Origin of the sequence: Allobosea eneae (assembly GCF_042657265.1) — a bacterium.
GTDB classification, from domain to species: domain Bacteria; phylum Pseudomonadota; class Alphaproteobacteria; order Rhizobiales; family Beijerinckiaceae; genus Allobosea; species Allobosea eneae.
Genome location: NZ_JBHSLW010000046.1, coordinates 1 through 1,361, shown reverse-complemented (window position 1 = coordinate 1,361; position 1,361 = coordinate 1). Strand labels below are relative to the sequence as shown.

1 protein-coding gene is annotated in these 1,361 nt (G+C 66.8%); it reads left to right on the top strand.

Annotation, left to right across the window (positions count from 1 at the left end; translation table 11 throughout):
• Positions 1-97: 97 nt before the first annotated feature.
• Complete coding sequence (locus ACFPOB_RS24250; protein WP_067993513.1) at positions 98-1,297, top strand: IS256 family transposase; 1,200 nt, start codon at positions 98-100, stop codon at positions 1,295-1,297.
• The last annotated feature ends 64 nt before the right edge of the window (positions 1,298-1,361 follow it).

Here is a 1,361-nt window from a genome sequence, read left to right as displayed (position 1 = left end):
GGTCGTGTCCCATGGCGTGGTGTAGCTGAGGGTGGTCATCGGCGATTGCCGGTTAGGTTTGGGTTGGGAACGCAAACCCTGAACCGAGAGATCCCCGATGACCGACGAGATGATGAACCTGCGCGGGCTGCTGGAGAAGAGCCCTGACGCCGATCTTCTGCGCGAGATGATCGGCTTTGCCGCCCAGCGTCTGATGGAGCTGGAGGTCGGCGGCCTGACCGGTGCCGGCTTCGGCGAGAAGAGCGCTGATCGGCTGGCGCAGCGCAACGGCTATCGCGACCGGGACTGGGAGACACGCGCCGGCACGGTCGAGCTGCGCATCCCCAAGCTGCGCAAGGGCTCCTACTTTCCGGGCTTTCTTGAACCGCGCCGCATGGCGGAGAAGGCGCTGACGGCGGTGATCCAGGAGGCCTACATCCAGGGCATCTCGACCCGCTCGGTCGACCACCTGGTCAAGGCGATGGGCATGAGCGGCATCTCCAAGAGCCAGGTGTCGCGGCTCTGCGAGGAGATCGACGCGCGCGTGCAGGCCTTCCTCGACCGCCCCATTGAAGGCGACTGGCCTTATCTCTGGATCGACGCGACCTATGTGAAGGTGCGCCAGGCCGGCCGGATCGTCTCGGTGGCAGTGATCGTCGCCGTCGGCGTCAACAGCGACGGCCGCCGCGAGGTCCTGGGCATGGATATCGGCCCGTCCGAAGCCGAGACCTTCTGGACGGCCTTCCTGCGCAAGCTGGCGCGGCGTGGCCTGCGCGGCGTGAAGCTCGTCGTCTCCGACAGCCATGAGGGCATCAAGGCGGCGGTCTCGAAGGTCTTCACCGCGACCTGGCAGCGCTGCCGGGTTCACTTCATGCGCAATGCCCTGGCCCATGCCGGCCGCAGCGGGCGGCGCGTTGTCTGCGCCTTCATCGCCACCGCCTTCGCCCAGGACGACGCCACAGCTGCCAGCCAGCAATGGCGCAGGGTCGCCGATCAGCTCAGGCCGACCGTCCCCAAGCTCGCCGCCCTGATGGACACGGCCGAAACCGACGTGCTGGCTTACATGACCTTCCCGACGCAGCACCGCGCCAAGCTGCATTCGACGAATCCGCTGGAGCGTCTCAACGGCGAGATCAAGCGCCGCACCCAGGTCGTCGGCATCTTTCCCAACGAGGCCGCCATCACAAGGCTCGTCGGCGCCATCCTGCTCGAACAGAATGACGAATGGGCCGTTCAGCGCGCCCGCTACATCACGCTGGAAAGCATCGCGCCGATCAGCGATGATCCCATCGTCAGCCTGCCAGCCGTGGCCGCCTGACCAGCCCGGCCAAGCCGGCAGCGTGGTGGCCCTCGGGAGCTACACCACCATCAGGGACACGACC

Bases quoted from the DNA above. Each gene is read 5' to 3' on its own strand.
- ACFPOB_RS24250 (WP_067993513.1), top strand. From the start codon at position 98: ATGACCGACGAGATGATGAACCTGCGCGGGCTGCTGGAGAAGAGCCCT.